A 14,485-nucleotide genomic window follows, 5' to 3' on the forward strand; every position below is an offset into this window, starting at 1 on the left:
ATAGGCACCGCCAGCAATGCGGGCCTGCCCGCTTGCCTTCACGGCCATTGCTGGACGACATCCCGGCTTTTGGCGACTTTGGTTCTCCATTCATGAAAGGACATCTCGATGTCGATCACTGCTGAGCGCAAGGCTGCGCTGATCAAGGAATACGCCACCAAGGAAGGCGACACCGGTTCTCCGGAAGTACAGGTCGCGATCCTGACCGAGCGTATCAACAACCTGACCGGCCACTTCAAGGACCACAAGAAGGACAACCACTCCCGTCGTGGCCTTCTGACGCTGGTTTCCAGCCGCCGCTCGCTTCTTGACTACCTCAAGAAGAAGGACGAACCCCGTTACAGCAAGCTGATTGCTGCTCTCGGCATTCGCCGCTAAGCCTTTCGGCGGGCGTTCCCCAGTGAACGCCCGCCGCTTTCTTTTGCGGAAGAAAATTCCGCCGTACCGTTCTGTCAGTGCCGGCTGCGGCCGCCTCGCGGAACGGGATTTTCCAGCAGGCCGGATGGGCCGGTCCTGCGGAACCAACCGATGGCCTGTCATGGGGCAGGATTGCAGGATGCTTCGGGCGCATGACGCCATTACGGAAGCCTCCCGTTGTCTTGCCCATGGCGCGTCACGAATGCGGATAGACCACCTGCGCCTTTCCGGGCGGCGGTGCGCGTATCCCCCAAGAAGGACAAGACATGTTCGATACCCATACGGTTGAAATCGAGTGGGCGGGCCGTCCGCTCAAGCTGGAAACCGGCAAGATCGCCCGTCAGGCTGACGGCGCGGTTCTGGCGACCTACGGCGAAACCGTCGTTCTCGCTACCGTCGTTTCCGCCAAGGCGCCGAAGCCGGGCCAGGATTTCTTCCCGCTGACCGTCAACTACCAGGAAAAGACCTACGCCGCCGGCAAGATCCCGGGCGGCTACTTCAAGCGTGAAGGCCGTCCGTCGGAAAAGGAAACGCTGGTTTCCCGCCTGATCGACCGCCCGATCCGCCCGCTCTTCCCGGAAGGCTACAAGAACGACACGCAGGTCGTCGTCACGGTCGTCCAGCATGACCTCGAGAACGATCCCGACGTCCTGTCGATGGTTGCCGCTTCCGCCGCGCTGACGATCTCCGGCGTTCCCTTCATGGGCCCGGTCGGCGCCGCTCGCGTTGGTTACATCAACGGCGAATACGTCCTGAACCCGCATCTCGACGAGATGGACGAGTCGGTTCTCGACCTCGTCGTCGCCGGCACGCAGGACGCCGTCCTGATGGTCGAATCCGAAGCCAAGGAACTGAACGAAGACGTCATGCTCGGCGCCGTCATGTTCGGCCACAAGGGCTTCCAGCCGGTCATCGACGCGATCATCAAGCTTGCTGAAGTCGCCGCCAAGGAACCGCGCGACTTCCAGCCGGAAGACTATTCCGCTCTCGAAGCCGAAATGCTCGGCCTTGCCGAAACGGAACTGCGCGCCGCCTACAAGATCACCCAGAAGGCTGATCGCTACGCCGCCGTCGACGCCGTGAAGGCCAAGGTCAAGGCGCACTTCCTGCCGGAAGAAGGCGAAGCGAAGTACACAGCCGAAGTCATCGGCGCCGTCTTCAAGCACCTGCAGGCCAAGATCGTTCGCTGGAACATCCTCGACACCAAGAGCCGCATCGACGGCCGCGACCTCGAAACCGTTCGCGCCATCGTTTCGGAAGTCGGTATCCTGCCGCGCACGCACGGCTCGGCTCTCTTCACCCGCGGTGAAACCCAGGCCGTGGTCGTCGCCACGCTCGGCACCGGCGAAGACGAGCAGTATGTCGACAGCCTGACCGGCATGTACAAGGAACGCTTCCTGCTGCACTACAACTTCCCGCCCTACTCGGTCGGTGAAACGGGCCGCATGGGCTCCCCGGGCCGCCGCGAAATCGGCCACGGCAAGCTCGCCTGGCGCGCAATCCGCCCGATGCTGCCGACGGCGGAACAGTTCCCCTACACGCTGCGCGTCGTCTCCGAGATCACCGAGTCGAACGGCTCGTCCTCGATGGCCACCGTCTGCGGCACCTCGCTCGCTCTCATGGACGCCGGCGTTCCGCTGGCAAAGCCGGTTGCCGGTATCGCCATGGGCCTCATCCTTGAAGGCGATCGCTTCGCGGTTCTCTCCGACATCCTCGGTGACGAAGACCACCTCGGCGACATGGACTTCAAGGTCGCCGGCACCGCCGACGGCATCACCTCGCTGCAGATGGACATCAAGATCGCCGGTATCACCGAAGAGATCATGAAGGTCGCGCTCAGCCAGGCGCAGGGCGGCCGCAAGCACATCCTCGGCGAAATGGCCCATGCCATCTCCGAAGGCCGCAGCCAGCTCGGTGAATTCGCACCGCGCATCGAAGTCATGAACATCCCGGTCGACAAGATCCGTGAAGTCATCGGCACCGGCGGCAAGGTCATCCGCGAAATCGTCGAAAAGACCGGCGCGAAGATCAACATCGAAGACGACGGCACGATCAAGATCGCGTCCTCGTCCGGCAAGGAGATCGAAGCGGCCCGCAAGTGGATCCATTCCATCGTCGCGGAACCGGAAGTCGGCATGATCTACGAAGGCACGGTCGTGAAGACCGCCGACTTCGGCGCCTTCGTCAACTTCTTCGGCCCGCGCGACGGCCTCGTCCACATCTCGCAGCTCGCTCAGGAGCGCGTTGCCAAGACCTCGGACGTCGTCAAGGAAGGCGACAAGGTCTGGGTCAAGCTGATGGGCTTCGACGAGCGCGGCAAGGTTCGCCTCTCCATGAAGGTCGTCGATCAGGCGACCGGCAAGGAAATCGCCGCCGACAAGAAGGGCGACGGCGAAGCTGCTGAATAAGTAATCGCTTACTGACTGAAGGGGCGCGGAGCGGCACGTTCCGCGCCCCTTTTCTTTTCTTGAGACCAATCACCCGCCGAAAGCCGACCATGACCCGCGATGCCCTGAAAACCCTGTTCCATCCCTTTGCCTCCGGCACGCTCGGCCTGCCGGGTGAGGGGGAGCGCTATCTCTTCCTCGGCGCGGAAGCCGGCCAGCGCCCGCCGGAAGGTTTTGCCGCGTCGCTGGAAGCCGTGCAGCCGCTGCGCTCGCTTTATCGCGGGCTGGAGGCCGTGCGGGCCGATGTGAAGCCCGTTATCGAGGGCGAGGATTTCGACGGCGCGCTCATCCTGATGACCAAGCACAAGGGCGAGAACGAGAACCGCATCGCCGAAGCCCTGCGCCGCGTGCGCACGGGCGGCCTGATCGTGGTTGCCGGCGGCAAGGAAGACGGCGTGCAGTCCATGCGCAAGCGCCTCGACCAGCTCGGCCTGACGGGTGATTCCATGCCGAAATATCACGGCCTCGCCATCTGGTTCGCTCGCCCGGAAGACCCGGCGGAGGCGATCTCCAAGCTTGCGGCCAAGCCGGTGCGCATCGTCGGCCGCTTCACCGCCGCGCCGGGCATGTTCTCGCATGATCGCATCGACGAAGGCTCCGAGCTGCTCGCCACCCGTATTCCGGAAGATTTCAACGGCCACGCCGCCGATTTCGGCGCGGGCTGGGGTTATCTCTCGGTCATGTTCGGCGGCCGCGCGCCGCAGGTGAAGGGCATCGACGTTTTCGAGGCGCATTACGAAGCGCTGGAAGCCGCCAAGGAAAACATGGCGGAGAACTGCCCGAATATCCCGACGCGTTACTTCTGGTTCGACCTGACGACCGAGACGCCGCGCGACCACTACGACCTTATCGTCATGAACCCGCCCTTTCACGAAGGTCATGCCGCCGACCATTCGCTCGGCGCGGGCATGATCCGCATGGCGGCGAAGTCGCTGAAGATCGGCGGCCGCCTGCTGATGGTCGCCAATCGCGGCCTGCCCTACGAGCCGGTGCTGAAGGAAGCCTTCAAGGAAAGCGGCGAGCTTTGCCGCAATGCCCGCTTCAAGGTGCTGTGGGGCAAGCGCTGAGCCTTACAAAGGCAGCGCGAAGCTCTGCTTGACCGTCTCGCTCGGCACATCCGTCTTGACGGTCTGGATGCCGTTCCTGCGGGTGAGATGCGTCGACTGGAAACGACGATAATCCTCAAGGTCCGGGACGACGACGCGCAGCAGCGCGTCGCTCTCGCCGAGCATGATGTAGCACTCCACCACCTCCGGCAGCCGCTTCATGGCGGTGATGAAGTGCTCGATGGTCTCGGCATCCTGCGCCGTCAGCGAGATGCGGGCGAACATGGACAGTTTCAGGCCGACCTTGGCCTGATCCACGACCGCGACATAGCGGCTGATGATACCGGCTTCTTCCAGCAGCTTCACCCGGCGCAGGCACGGAGAAGGGGAGAGGCCGACCCGCCTTGCAAGCTCGACATTCTGCAGGCGGCCATCCTGTTGCAGTTCGCGCAGGATACGGCGGTCGATATCGTCGAGCTGCATTGAAATCCTCACAGGCGTTCAAGCCGACCAGCGGCATGGAATGCCAAATCCTCCTCCATTGCTGGCATCTTCGCAATCCCGTTGCGCATGGGTTGGCATAGGCTGCCGCCAGTTGGATGAGGAGAGCGGAATGGACTTGGCCTGGACACTGGCGGCATCGGGCTTCGCCTTCGCCATGGCGGGCACGCCGGGGCCGAACAATACGATGGTGACGGCCTCGGGCGCGAACTACGGGTTCCGTCGCACGCTTCCGGTCGCAATGGGCATGGCTATCGGCGTGGCGGTCATCATTTTCACTGTGGCGGCGGCGGGCGGCGCGGTCGTCGCGGACCCGCGCGTGCATCTGGCGCTGAAATGGATCGGCATCGTCTACCTGCTCTGGCTCGCCTGGCGCATTGCCACGGCGCCGGTCGGTCTCTCAGCCGAAAGCAGCCGGCAGCGGCCGTTCACCTTCGTCGAAGGCGCGTTGCTGCAACTCGTCAATCCCAAGCTCTGGGTGATGGTCGCGGGCGCTGTGGTGGCCTATGGCGGTGGTGTCGCGGGCGACCTCTCGATCCCCTCGGCCTTCGCCGTCATCTTCGGCGGCGCGACGCTGGTGAGCACGCTCGCATGGGCCGGCATCGGTGTTGGCGCGGGGCGCTTCATGACGGAGGAGCGCAGCTTGAAACTGTTCAACCGGGCGATGGCGCTGCTGCTCGTGCTGTCGCTTGTGCCTGTCGTCTTCGACTGAGCACAAAGGAAAACGGCGCGAAGGAGGCCTTCGCGCCGTGTGTGTCTTACTCGCTGTCCGCTTTCGCCAGCCGCTCCAGCGTCGGCATGGAGGTGATGTTGTAGCCGGCGTCCACGTAATGGATTTCGCCGGTGACGCCGCTCGACAGGTCCGAGAGCAGGTAGAGCGCCGAATTGCCGACATCCTCGATGGTGACGGTGCGGCGAAGCGGGGCGTTCTTCTGCTGCCAGGAGAGCATGGCGCGGGCGTCGGAGATGCCGGCGCCGGCCAGCGTGCGGATCGGGCCGGCCGAAATCGCGTTGACGCGGATGCCCTGCGGGCCGTAGTCGCCGGCAAGGTAGCGCACGGAGGCTTCCAGCGCGGCCTTGGCGACGCCCATGACGTTGTAGTTCGGCATGATGCGAACCGAGCCGCCATAGGTCAGCGTCAGCATCGCGCCGCCGTCCGTCATCAGGTCCGCCGCGCGCTTGGCGATCTCCGTGAAGGAGAAGCAGGAGATGACCATGGTGCGCGAGAAGTTGTCGCGCGAGGTGTCGGCGTAGAGGCCCTTCAGCTCGTTCTTGTCGGAAAAGCCGATGGCGTGGACGACGAAGTCGAGCTTGCCCCACTTTTCCTTGATCGCGTCGATCGTCGCATCCACCGAGGCGATGTCCTCGACGTCGCAGGGAATGACGAAATCCGAGCCGAGTTCGGCGGCGAGCGGCTTCACGCGCTTGCCGAGCGCTTCGCCCTGATAGGTGAAGGCCAGTTCCGCGCCCGCGCCCGCGAGCTTCTGCGCGATGCCCCAGGCGATGGAGTGGTTGTTCGCGACCCCCATGATGAGGCCGCGCTTGCCGTGCATGATCCCGGTCATCGGCGTCATCCGTTGTGGCGCTGGAAGACCAGCGTGGCGTTCGTGCCGCCGAAGCCGAAGGAGTTCGAAAGAACCGTGTCGATCTTGGCATTGTCGATGCGCTTGCGCACGATCGGAACGCCGTCGAATTCGGGATCAAGCTCGGTGATATGCGCGCTTTCTCCGATGAAGCCGGCCTGCATCATCAGGAGGCCGTAGATCGATTCCTGCACGCCGGCAGCGCCGAGCGAATGGCCGGTCAGCGACTTGGTCGACTGGATGTGCGGGATCTTGTCGCCGAAGACTTCGCGGATCGCGCCGATTTCCTTCGAGTCGCCGACGGGCGTCGAGGTGCCGTGCGTGTTGATGTAGTCGACATCGCCCTTCACCGTGGCGAGCGCCTGGCGCATGCAGCGCATCGCGCCTTCGCCCGAGGGAGCGACCATGTCGTAGCCGTCGGAGGTCGCGCCGTAGCCGACGATCTCGGCATAGATTTTCGCGCCGCGGGCCTTGGCGTGTTCCAGTTCCTCGAGGACGAGGACGCCCGCGCCGCCGGCGATGACGAAGCCGTCGCGGCTGACGTCATAGGCGCGCGAGGCGGTGGACGGCGTGTCGTTGTACTTGGAGGACATGGCGCCCATGGCGTCGAAGAGGTTCGACATGGTCCAGTCGAGGTCTTCGTGGCCGCCGGCGAACATGATGTCCTGCTTGCCCCACTGGATCATTTCCGCGGCATTGCCGATGCAGTGCGCCGAGGTCGAGCAGGCCGACGAGATGGAATAGTTGACGCCGTGGATCTTGAACCAGGTGGCGAGCGTCGCCGAAGCCGTCGAGGACATCGCCTTCGGCACGGCGAACGGGCCGATGCGCTTGGGCGAGTTGTTCTTGATGGTGATGTCGGCCGCCTCGATCAGCGTGCGGGTGGACGGACCGCCCGAACCCATGATGATGCCGGCGCGCGGATTGGCCGAGTATTCGGATTCCTCGAGGCCGGAATCGGCGATCGCCTGCTTCATGGCGACGTGGTTCCAAGCGCCGCCCTGCGAAAGGAAGCGGGCCGCGCGGCGGTCGACGAGGTCGGTCGTGTCGATGTTCGGCGAACCCCAGACCTGGCACTTGAAGCCGTGGTCAGCGAAGTCCTGGCTGAAGCTGATGCCCGAGCGTGCATCGCGCAGCGATGCCGTCACTTCGTCAGCATTGTTCCCGATGGAGGATACGATCCCCAGACCCGTGACAACTACCCGTCTCATATTCCTGACCTTTTCTTGAACGTCTCGTGGTGGGGACGGCGCGCCGCCCCCCAAAAGGCTTTCCGCCTCAGGCTTCCTTGTCCTTCGACAGGCCGACGCGCAGGTCGGTCGCCTGATAGATGGTCTCGCCATCGGCCTTCAGCCAGCCGTCCGCCGTGCCGAGCACGAGGCGGCCGCGCATGACGCGCTTGAAGTCGATGCCGTATTCCAGAAGCTTGGTGTCCGGACGAACCATGCCCTTGAACTTCACTTCGCCGGTGGAAAGCGCCATGCCGCGGCCCGGCTCGCCGAGCCAGCCGAGGAAGAAGCCCGTGAGCTGCCACATGCCGTCGAGGCCGAGGCACCCCGGCATGATCGGGTTGCCCTGGAAGTGACAGGGGAAGTACCAGTCGTCCGGCTTCACGTCGTATGCGGCGCGGATATAGCCCTTGTCGAAGGCGCCGCCCGTTTCGGAAATGTCGGTGATGCGGTGGACCATCAGCATGGGCGGCAGGGGAAGCTGCGCGTTGCCGGGGCCGAAAAGCTCGCCGCGGCCGCAGGACAGGATTTCCTCATAGTTGTAGCTGGATTGCCTGGTCGTCATCGAATGTCTCATCCCCGGTCTATGCAACGCCTTTCCGGCGTCCGATCTGGTGGAGGCGCGGGGTGAAGGAAAGCACCCGCATCTCCGTTCTTTTCTCGTCGCGCCCGGTCCGGGCAAGACGTTATTTCAGCAGTCCGCATACATGATGCTCGCCTTCTCAGCCAGCGTAAATTGCCGTGACAGGGGCAAAGGCCCCGGTTTTTCCGCATGTTGCGTGGCTTTCGGCCGCCGCAATCCTATTGAATCCCGGCGGCGCTAAAGTTATATCGAAAGCTCAAGATTGTTGTTCAAGGCCTGACAAACGGATCCGTGCCCATGACGCATGCACACGAGACGCCCATCGAAGAGCGCCTGCGCCATAGCGGCCTGCGCCCCACGCGCCAGCGCGTGGCTCTGGGCGACCTGCTGTTCGCCAAGGGCGACCGCCACCTGACGGTGGAAGAACTGCACGAAGAGGCCGTCACGGCCGGCGTGCCGGTGTCGCTGGCGACCGTCTACAACACGCTGCACCAGTTCACCGAGGCTGGCCTGATCCGCGTTCTGGCGGTCGAGGGCTCGAAGACCTATTTCGACACCAACATTTCCGACCACCACCATTTCTTCGTGGAAGGCGAGAACCATGTTCTCGACATTCCCGTGAGCAATCTCGAGATCGGCAACCTGCCGGAGCCGCCGGAAGGCATGGAGATCGCGCATGTAGACGTGGTCATCCGCCTGCGCCCGCGCAAGGCCTGAACGGGTCCTTCACATCACATCGTCGGGATGCCGGCCCGGCCGCGGCCGGTAGACCGGAAAGCGCCAGCCGAAGCGGAGCGCGCCGCCGCGCACGAGGAAGGCTGCGCCGATGCCGATCACCGATGCCAGCCAGAGCGGCGCGCCGGCCACCGTCGCCGCCGTGAAGGCCGCCGCGCCGATCATCGCCGCCGTGACGTAGATTTCCGGCCTCAGCAGCACGGACGGCTCGTTGGCGAGCAGATCGCGGATGATGCCGCCGAAGCTTGCCGTCAGCACGCCGGTGGTGATGGCGACGGTCGGCGAACCCGTCGCCGCAAAGCCCTTGGCCGCGCCCATGACGCAATAGGCCGAAACGCCCATGGCATCCAGCCAGAGCAGGAGGCGATAGCGCGACTCGATGCGGTGGGCGAGCACGAAGACGAGAAGCGCGACCGCGACGCAGACGATGAGATAGGTCGGGTTCACCACCCAGAAGACGGGCGTCGCGCCGAGGATCACGTCGCGGAACGTGCCGCCGCCGATGCCCGTCGCGGCGGCGAGGAACAGGAAGCCGATGATGTCGAGCTGCTTGCGCGAGGCCGAGAGCGCGCCCGTCGCGGCGAAGACGGCAACTCCCGTATAGTCCAGAAATTCCAGGATCGGCACGGCTTCCCCCTCGCGACCTAAGCCTCGCGACAGCTTTGCTGCATTACAATGCGCGCGCCGGCAGAATCATGCCGCGCGGCGCTCCGGCCGCATAATGACCGAATCGCCCGCCATGGAAAGGTTTGAGATATGGCCATCCGCATGCGTTTTCTTGCGTTCCTCTCCGCCGTGCTCGTTCTGGCCGCAGCGCCGGTGCGGGCGGCCGAGATCGTGCCGGATGCGCTGGCCGCCGTTCAGGCCGAGGTTGCCGGGCGTTGCAAGACGGCGGTCTATGGCGAGGATTTCGCCGATACCGTCGATTTCAACAACGACCGTCTGCCCGATGCGATCTTCAATCTCGGCGCGGTGAACTGCGACGGCGTGCCCGGGGGGCTTTGCGGCGAGGTCGGCTGCCCGCACGAATTCTACATTCAGGTGGCGGAGGGCGGCTATTTCCTCGCCGCCAATGCGGATCTCTACGGCTATGACATGAAGAAGCGTTTCGGCAACATGGTGCTGGAGCTGAAGGCAAACGCCGCGAGCTGCGGGCGTGACGACGACGAATATTGCACCATGACCATCCGCGTGCGTAACGCCCGCTTCGAGACGATCTCCAAGAAATAAGGTCTATTGCGGCAGGAAGGCGTCTGTCCGGCCCGCCAGACGATAGAAGGCAAGGCCCGTCCATTCGCGCAGCGCCGTCGTTATCAGTTGCGCGTTGATCGAGGGCTGGGTGACGTCCAGCCCCAGGCGTGCCGTTCCGGTCGTGCGGTAGTCCGTCGGCCAGGGCAGAACCGTAAGTCCCAGCTTGCGGAAAAGGCCGACCGAGCGCGGCATATGGAAGGCCGACGTCACAAGCAGACAGTTTTCGAGGCCGTTCTCTTTCAGGAGGTCCTGCGTGTTGCCGGCATTCTCGAACGTATCGCGCGATTGCGTCTCCCGGATCACCCGCGTCGCCGGCACGCCGAATGCTTCGAGGAAGCGCGGCCCGACGATGGCGTCTCCGTCATAGGCCCCGCTCAGCGAGCCGTCGCCGCCGGAGATCAGGATGCGCGCCTGTGGAAATTCCAGCGCGAGCCGCAGCGTCTCCACGAAGCGGTCGCCGGCCTGGGTCATTTCGAAGCCTCCGCGCGCCGTGACGACTTCCGATTCGAAGCCGCCGCCGAGTGTGATGATGCAGGCCGGCCCGCCGGCGGGCAGTTCCGCACGGGCAATGCGGTCCTCCAGCTTTTGCAGCAGGACGGCGCCGGCCGAGGTGAAGAGCGTGACGAACAGCAGGAGCGCCGCCGCCACGCTCGCGAGGGTGCGCATGCGGTTCCACTTCAGGAAACCGGCAACCAGCCCGGCGAGGATGAGGAACAGGGCGAGGGAAAGCGGCTGGGCGAGAAGCCAGAAGATCTTGGAAATATAGAACGTCACGTCTCGCCCATCCTGCTTTTGCCGCTATGCCGGCGCGGCGGTCGTGGCCGCGCCCTTGCCGCGCCGCAGATAGAGGATGCCCGCCGCCAGCGCAATGCCGGCGGCCAGGACCGCGATGGCGATGAGCGGGCGATAGGCGATCCAGGCGATGGCGATGACGGCCGGGCCGAGCAGCAGCGTGAAGATGAGCGCGATGGCCGTGGTGCCGAAGCGCACGATGGAGCCGACGAAGGGCACCACATCGGCGATCACGCCGAGAATGGAGAGGATGAACGAGAAGCCGATGAAGAGACCGATGAGGCCGCCAACCCGCACCAGCCAGGTTATGGTGGTGTTCTCGCTCTGCGCGGCATCGAACATGACGGCGGCGTCGGCGATGCCGACCCGGCTGAGGAAGAGGTTGCGTCCGTTCGTGGTCCTGTAGGGGGCGAGGCTGTTGCCGCGCTGCGCGCCGACGAAGCTCGCCTCGGCAATGTCGGATCGCTCGAAGCGGATGCGGATATCGCCGATCTGCGGGTTCTGCGGATCGAAGGAGAAGACCGCCTGGCCGGAAATGGTCGAGAGCGGTCTGCCGATCGTCACCGCCTCGCCAAGTCGGCCCGCCTCGACGGCCGTGAGCGGTACGGGGCGATCGTCGCCGAGGCCCGCGAGCGTACGGCCCTCCAGGCTGAAGGCGCCGATCGTTGCCGTGGGCACGGCGAAGCTCGCGCCGTCGATGGGCATTTGCGGATTGTCGTGGCCGGGCTGGCGGAAGCTGCTGGAGCTGATCTCCCGCTGGTTCCATTCCTTGCGATAGGTGTAGGTGGTGACGGTCTCCTCGCCGCCGCCGAGCTGCTTGCGCGTCTCGGATTGCGAGCTTTCCACCCACTGATACATCTCGACGATGCGCCGCAGCCCCACGGCCCCGTCTGCGGAAACGCCGAGCATGTCGTCCTCAGGCACGCCGACGGGTTTCACCGGCCCGGAAATATGCACCAGCTTGCCCTCGTTGGCCGGATCGACGCTGCCGTTATCAACCGAAACGACAAGACCGGCGCCCTCGACGAGCGCCTTGTAGGTCTTCACGGAGCGGCCCTCGTTCCAGAAGAGAAGCCACACGCAGGCGAACAGCAGGAGGAAGCCGACCAGAATCCTGATCAGCGCCCCTTTCAGCCTGGCGAACCAGGACGTGGTCGTCGTTTCCGTAAAGCTCATCGTATCCCCCGCAAAGCGCGCGCTCCCGCCTGGAACGCCTGAAAGACCATGCTTATTCGCGGTTCCTGAACCGCGCAAGCGGGGAACCTTCCCGGCCTCCCGCTCGTTTATCGCGATTGCATGGAAGGGAGCACGCCCATGGCACAGGACCGCGAAGACCGCATCCGCAAACGCGCCTATCAACTCTGGCAGCAGGAGGGTTCGCCGCAAGGCCGCCCGGACGACCACTGGCTTCAGGCCGAACGGGAAATCGACCACGGCAACGGCGAAATCGAGGGCGACGACCAGCCGAACCTCGCAGCCCTGCGCGAAGCCGCCCGCCAGCACACCGACACCTTCCTCGTGAAAACCGATCTGGAAGACGCGGATCAGCGCGAGGCGACACCGGGGATGCGCGAGCAGCCGTGATGGCTTGTTATCGATCGGGTATTTGGTTCAGGGAAGATTTGGTGGAGCTAAGCGGGGCCTCCACGACCGCTCATCAACCTATTGAAGCCATTGAAACTACCTGATAATCAACGGGCAGAATTGGTCTGAATGATTGGTCTGAAATGGCAAAAAGCTCTCGCCGATACCTCGTGATGCGAGGCCTTAAATACTGGTTCAAGCGCGACATTCCCGCAGCGATCCGTCCCCATTTCGGCGGCAAGAGTGCCTACCTAGTCAACCTTGAGACGGGCGATATTCGAGCGGCAATGGAACGCCGTGACGAGATCAAGCGCGAGACCGACCGCCTCTACCGGGATGCACGGGAAGGCCGGTCGATCGCGCCAGCCTCCGACACAATCCAACAGAAGGCCGAAATGTGGGCCAAGGAAATTGCCGAGGCGAAGGGCGATCCGCATAGCTGGACGGCCAAGATCACCGGACGCAAGAGCGAAGAAGTTCGGGATGAGGAGGTGGCCGACCCGCGTGAACTCGTAGAGCGTGAGGCGGAACGGATCGAGCAGAGCCACGGCAAAGAGGGCCGCGAACGATTCCTAAACTTGGTGCAAGGCAACGTCGATGTTGAGCACCATATGGAGACCTATCTTAAAGAGGCCCGGCTTGCCCCGAAGACCACTGATGAGCGCCGAAACCTGATTAAACGGTTTGCCGCATGGGCCAAGATAAAGGGCTTGTCGCTTCGCCAGATCGACAGGTCCAAGGCCGGGGCCTATTTCTCCGAAGCTATCGCGCCGCTGAACGAGCGGACAGCACGGAAACATTACGGTGCGGTGAAGCTCTATTGGGATTACCTCGTCGCTCGCGGTCATGTCCGAGGCGAGAACCCGTGGGCCGGTCAACGGATGCCGGACAGGGGGCGGAGGGTGGAGCGTGGGGGCAAGGCTGATGAACGCCCCTTCACGGGAGAAGAGATCAAAACCCTTCTCTACTCTGCCTTCCCCCGTGGCATGAAGAAGGACTTCGAGTCGCAGATAGCGGATGCGATGCGGATTGCGGCCTTGTCAGGGATGAGACTTGCGGAACTCGTAACACTATGGGTGGAGGAGTGCCCGCTGGATGAAGAAGGAAATGGCTACTTCGACATTCGACAGGGCAAGACGGCAGCGGCAGCACGGCGAGTGCCGATGCATCCCGACCTAGTGGAGATCGTGAAGCGCCGGATGGAAGGCAAAGGCCCTCAGGACTGGCTCTTTCATGAACTAGCTGAGGAGAAGAATGCCAGCGACGTATTTGGGAAGCGCTTTGCCAACTACCGGGCAAAACTCACCGTTGACGACAAACGTCCCGGACAACGTAGAAGCCTAGTCAATTTTCACTCCTTCCGCCGCTGGTTCGTCACTCAAGCTGAGCAAGCGGGCGTTCCGGAAAGCACCATTTCATCGGTCGTCGGCCATGAGGAGGGCCGGAAGTCGATCACGCTTGGGGTGTATTCCGGTGGACCGGCGTGGCAGCAGATGCGGGCTTGCGTGAACGCGGTGCGGCTCCCTGAATAGAGATAAGAACCGACCGAGAACAAAACTTAACACCGCCTAAAATCGCCATAGAAGGCCACTGGCGGGCGATGACATTTTCCGCAGCAGAACATTGAATCGCGCGCCCAAGAGCGCTGACGGCCAGATAAAGCGGAATCGTGTGGTGAATCAGCCAATAGCCGCTTGCCGACTCTGCCGGAACCTAGTATTTAAGGAACAGTTATTGCTGGCCCACACTTATGCGGCACTCTTGAGTGTCTTGGGAGGGTGCAGCTTCGTCGCATACAGTGGCGAAGGGCTGGCGAGAGCGAGTCCTCCTGGCTCTCATCTGAGGAAAGGAGGCGGGTATGGCAACGCGAGTTTCATGCCCTGCATTCAGGCCGGTATCTGTAATCCAGTACCGGAGGTTCCGTCTGGGCCAATGGGAGACAGTGTGCTCTCATTGCCGCCGCTGGCCGCGCACGAACGCGTCAGCTGCGTAACCCAGACGTACCAAGTCGAAGCATGAGAAAGGCTCCCATTTCGGTGGGGGCCTTTTTTCCTGTAATCAACAGGATGTTGATTTTGTAAGCCATAGATTCGCGCTTGACAAGCGATTCCTGGACAAATTGTCCGGCGCAAAATCGCAATTTATTCAATGCGATTCACAAATATTCATTTAAATCAATGCCTTAAAAAATCTGCGCGGCTTTTACATGATGCTCTTTTTGGAGTCAAGATTGCCGCGGTGTGAATAGTGGGGACAACGCCTCCCTAGAGTTGGTATCCTTTAGCCTAAAAATGACGGAAAAATCCGAGGTATCGAC

Annotated in this window: 15 protein-coding genes; 8 read left to right on the plus strand and 7 right to left on the minus strand. The window is 63.1% G+C overall.

Annotation, left to right across the window (positions count from 1 at the left end; genetic code table 11):
* Positions 1-108 precede the first annotated feature (108 nt).
* The 3 genes from rpsO to K8M09_RS01620 all read left to right on the plus strand — a co-directional run bounded on the left by rpsO (position 109) and on the right by K8M09_RS01620 (position 3,931).
* On the plus strand, positions 109-378 hold the full coding sequence (rpsO, locus tag K8M09_RS01610; protein ID WP_160787579.1) for a 30S ribosomal protein S15: 270 nt from the start codon (positions 109-111) through the stop codon (positions 376-378).
* Between the two features lie 305 nt (positions 379-683).
* A complete protein-coding gene (pnp, locus tag K8M09_RS01615) occupies positions 684-2,825 on the plus strand; it encodes a polyribonucleotide nucleotidyltransferase (protein ID WP_160787578.1) in 2,142 nt (713 codons plus the stop codon).
* Between the two features lie 89 nt (positions 2,826-2,914).
* The gene (locus K8M09_RS01620) at positions 2,915-3,931 is read left to right on the plus strand and encodes a class I SAM-dependent methyltransferase (protein WP_160787577.1); all 1,017 of its coding nucleotides are present in this window, start codon (positions 2,915-2,917) and stop codon (positions 3,929-3,931) included.
* Positions 3,932-3,934: 3 nt separating this feature from the next.
* Here K8M09_RS01620 and K8M09_RS01625 read toward each other — a convergent pair whose 3' ends face one another.
* Positions 3,935-4,393, minus strand: coding sequence for an Lrp/AsnC family transcriptional regulator (locus K8M09_RS01625; protein WP_160787576.1), 459 nt, complete (start codon positions 4,391-4,393; stop codon positions 3,935-3,937).
* Between the two features lie 130 nt (positions 4,394-4,523).
* Between K8M09_RS01625 and K8M09_RS01630 the strand changes: the two genes are divergently transcribed.
* Positions 4,524-5,123: a LysE family translocator gene (locus K8M09_RS01630; protein WP_160787575.1), complete on the plus strand. Its 600-nt coding sequence runs from the start codon at positions 4,524-4,526 to the stop codon at positions 5,121-5,123.
* A 46-nt stretch (positions 5,124-5,169) separates the two neighbouring features.
* Here K8M09_RS01630 and fabI read toward each other — a convergent pair whose 3' ends face one another.
* The 3 genes from fabI to fabA form a co-directional block, all read right to left on the minus strand.
* On the minus strand, positions 5,170-5,976 hold the full coding sequence (gene fabI, locus K8M09_RS01635; RefSeq protein WP_160787574.1) for an enoyl-ACP reductase FabI: 807 nt from the start codon (positions 5,974-5,976) through the stop codon (positions 5,170-5,172).
* Between the two features lie 5 nt (positions 5,977-5,981).
* Positions 5,982-7,205 carry a beta-ketoacyl-ACP synthase I gene (gene fabB / locus K8M09_RS01640; RefSeq protein ID WP_160787573.1) on the minus strand — a complete coding sequence of 408 codons (1,224 nt, stop codon included), beginning with the start codon at positions 7,203-7,205 and terminating at the stop codon, positions 5,982-5,984.
* A gap of 67 nt (positions 7,206-7,272) precedes the next feature.
* Positions 7,273-7,788: a 3-hydroxyacyl-[acyl-carrier-protein] dehydratase FabA gene (gene fabA / locus K8M09_RS01645; protein ID WP_160787572.1), complete on the minus strand. Its 516-nt coding sequence runs from the start codon at positions 7,786-7,788 to the stop codon at positions 7,273-7,275.
* A 315-nt stretch (positions 7,789-8,103) separates the two neighbouring features.
* On the opposite strand from fabA, the gene irrA reads away from it, so the two are divergent.
* Positions 8,104-8,523, plus strand: a complete 420-nt coding sequence (gene irrA / locus K8M09_RS01650) for an iron response transcriptional regulator IrrA (protein WP_160787571.1) — start codon at positions 8,104-8,106, stop codon at positions 8,521-8,523.
* A gap of 9 nt (positions 8,524-8,532) precedes the next feature.
* Here irrA and K8M09_RS01655 read toward each other — a convergent pair whose 3' ends face one another.
* Positions 8,533-9,168: a trimeric intracellular cation channel family protein gene (locus tag K8M09_RS01655; protein WP_160787570.1), complete on the minus strand. Its 636-nt coding sequence runs from the start codon at positions 9,166-9,168 to the stop codon at positions 8,533-8,535.
* Between the two features lie 141 nt (positions 9,169-9,309).
* On the opposite strand from K8M09_RS01655, the gene K8M09_RS01660 reads away from it, so the two are divergent.
* A complete protein-coding gene (locus tag K8M09_RS01660) occupies positions 9,310-9,771 on the plus strand; it encodes a hypothetical protein (protein ID WP_160787569.1) in 462 nt (153 codons plus the stop codon).
* Positions 9,772-9,774: 3 nt separating this feature from the next.
* Here the strand turns inward: K8M09_RS01660 and K8M09_RS01665 are convergent, their stop codons facing one another.
* Together K8M09_RS01665 and K8M09_RS01670 are read right to left on the minus strand one after the other, a co-directional pair.
* Positions 9,775-10,566 carry a YdcF family protein gene (locus K8M09_RS01665; protein ID WP_160787568.1) on the minus strand — a complete coding sequence of 264 codons (792 nt, stop codon included), beginning with the start codon at positions 10,564-10,566 and terminating at the stop codon, positions 9,775-9,777.
* A 24-nt stretch (positions 10,567-10,590) separates the two neighbouring features.
* Positions 10,591-11,760 (minus strand): TMEM43 family protein, encoded by a 1,170-nt coding sequence (locus tag K8M09_RS01670; RefSeq protein WP_160787567.1) that lies wholly within the window; start codon positions 11,758-11,760, stop codon positions 10,591-10,593.
* Positions 11,761-11,898: 138 nt separating this feature from the next.
* Between K8M09_RS01670 and K8M09_RS01675 the strand changes: the two genes are divergently transcribed.
* Both K8M09_RS01675 and K8M09_RS01680 read left to right on the plus strand, forming a co-directional pair.
* The gene (locus K8M09_RS01675) at positions 11,899-12,168 is read left to right on the plus strand and encodes a DUF2934 domain-containing protein (RefSeq protein WP_380735544.1); all 270 of its coding nucleotides are present in this window, start codon (positions 11,899-11,901) and stop codon (positions 12,166-12,168) included.
* A 173-nt stretch (positions 12,169-12,341) separates the two neighbouring features.
* Positions 12,342-13,700: a tyrosine-type recombinase/integrase gene (locus K8M09_RS01680; protein WP_160787565.1), complete on the plus strand. Its 1,359-nt coding sequence runs from the start codon at positions 12,342-12,344 to the stop codon at positions 13,698-13,700.
* Positions 13,701-14,485: the final 785 nt, after the last annotated feature.

This window comes from Shinella zoogloeoides, from assembly GCF_020883495.1.
GTDB classification, from domain to species: Bacteria; Pseudomonadota; Alphaproteobacteria; order Rhizobiales; family Rhizobiaceae; genus Shinella; species Shinella zoogloeoides.

Excerpts from the sequence above, each read along its gene's own strand:
- K8M09_RS01675 (WP_380735544.1), top strand. The coding sequence starts at position 11,899 with ATGGCACAGGACCGCGAAGACCGCATCCGCAAACGCGCCTATCAACTC.
- K8M09_RS01680 (WP_160787565.1), top strand. The coding sequence starts at position 12,342 with ATGCGAGGCCTTAAATACTGGTTCAAGCGCGACATTCCCGCAGCGATC.
- rpsO (WP_160787579.1), top strand. The coding sequence starts at position 109 with ATGTCGATCACTGCTGAGCGCAAGGCTGCGCTGATCAAGGAATACGCC.
- irrA (WP_160787571.1), top strand. The coding sequence starts at position 8,104 with ATGACGCATGCACACGAGACGCCCATCGAAGAGCGCCTGCGCCATAGC.
- fabB (WP_160787573.1), bottom strand. The coding sequence starts at position 7,205 with ATGAGACGGGTAGTTGTCACGGGTCTGGGGATCGTATCCTCCATCGGG.
- K8M09_RS01625 (WP_160787576.1), bottom strand. The coding sequence starts at position 4,393 with ATGCAGCTCGACGATATCGACCGCCGTATCCTGCGCGAACTGCAACAG.
- K8M09_RS01660 (WP_160787569.1), top strand. The coding sequence starts at position 9,310 with ATGCGTTTTCTTGCGTTCCTCTCCGCCGTGCTCGTTCTGGCCGCAGCG.
- pnp (WP_160787578.1), top strand. The coding sequence starts at position 684 with ATGTTCGATACCCATACGGTTGAAATCGAGTGGGCGGGCCGTCCGCTC.
- K8M09_RS01670 (WP_160787567.1), bottom strand. The coding sequence starts at position 11,760 with ATGAGCTTTACGGAAACGACGACCACGTCCTGGTTCGCCAGGCTGAAA.
- K8M09_RS01620 (WP_160787577.1), top strand. The coding sequence starts at position 2,915 with ATGACCCGCGATGCCCTGAAAACCCTGTTCCATCCCTTTGCCTCCGGC.
- fabA (WP_160787572.1), bottom strand. The coding sequence starts at position 7,788 with ATGACGACCAGGCAATCCAGCTACAACTATGAGGAAATCCTGTCCTGC.
- fabI (WP_160787574.1), bottom strand. The coding sequence starts at position 5,976 with ATGACCGGGATCATGCACGGCAAGCGCGGCCTCATCATGGGGGTCGCG.
- K8M09_RS01630 (WP_160787575.1), top strand. The coding sequence starts at position 4,524 with ATGGACTTGGCCTGGACACTGGCGGCATCGGGCTTCGCCTTCGCCATG.